General features: G+C 74.9%; 1 pseudogene. It reads right to left on the bottom strand.

Features of this window, described 5'->3' with window-relative positions:
- Positions 1-81 precede the first annotated feature (81 nt).
- Positions 82-928 (bottom strand): annotated as a pseudogene (locus SSNG_RS29595) (ATP-binding protein); the annotation flags it as partial.

The raw sequence follows: 928 nt of genomic DNA, 5'->3' as shown, positions 1-928 counted from the left end.
TCGCGGGGCGCGGGGCGGAGCGTGTCCGGCCAGTTAGACGGTGCCCCACGAGGTGGCCCGCGAGCCGCCCGCCGCGTCGGCCGCGCCCGGGGCCTCCGCGCCCAGCAGGCCCTGGGGCAGTACGAGGACGGCCAGCACCCCGCCGTAGATGTTGGACTTCAGCTCGACGGCGATGCCGTGCCGCCGGGCCAGCGCCGAGACCACGAACAGGCCGATCCGCCCGTCGGCCAGCAGGTGCCGGACGCTCACCTGGTCGGGGTCGGCCAGCAGGGTGTTCATCCGGTGCTGCTCCTCCGCCGGCATGCCCAGCCCGCGGTCCTCCACCTCGACGGCGATCCCGGCGGTGACCCGCTCGGCCCGCACCACCACGTCCGTGTCGGGGGCGGAGAACACGGTGGCGTTCTCGACGAGTTCGGCCAGCAGGTGCACCACGTCGGCGACGGCGTGCCCCCGGACGGTGCCGCCGGCCGGGGGCACCACCTTGACCCGGGTGTACTGCTCGACCTCGGCCACCGAGGACCGCAGCACCTCGCTCAGGTCGATGGGCCGGGTCCACTGGCGCCGGGACGCGGCCCCGCCCAGCACCGCGAGGTTCTCGGCGTGCCGGCGGATCCGGGTGGCGAGGTGGTCGACGTGGAAGAGCTCCTTCAGCAGGTCGGGGTCCTCGACGGTGTCCTCCAGCCCGTCGAGCAGTGAGATCTCGCGGTGCACGAGCGACTGAAGCCGGCGCGCGAGGTTGACGAAGACCTCCACCTTGCGGTCGCTGTCGGTCGGCGCGGCCGGCAGGGCCAGCCGGACGAGGGTCGTCTGCGCCTGTTCCCGGGCGCTGCGCAACTCCTGTGCGAGCAGCCAGAACTCGTCCACTCCGGCCTGCTCGCCCTCCGGCGGGGGGCCGCTCCGGTCCCCGCGGACGGAGCGGACCGCGCCC

The organism is Streptomyces sp. C, assembly GCF_000158895.1.
Lineage (GTDB): Bacteria > Actinomycetota > Actinomycetes > Streptomycetales > Streptomycetaceae > Streptomyces > Streptomyces racemochromogenes.
The sequence above is the reverse complement of the archived record's forward strand: the minus strand, read 5'-3'. Positions and strand labels throughout refer to the sequence as shown.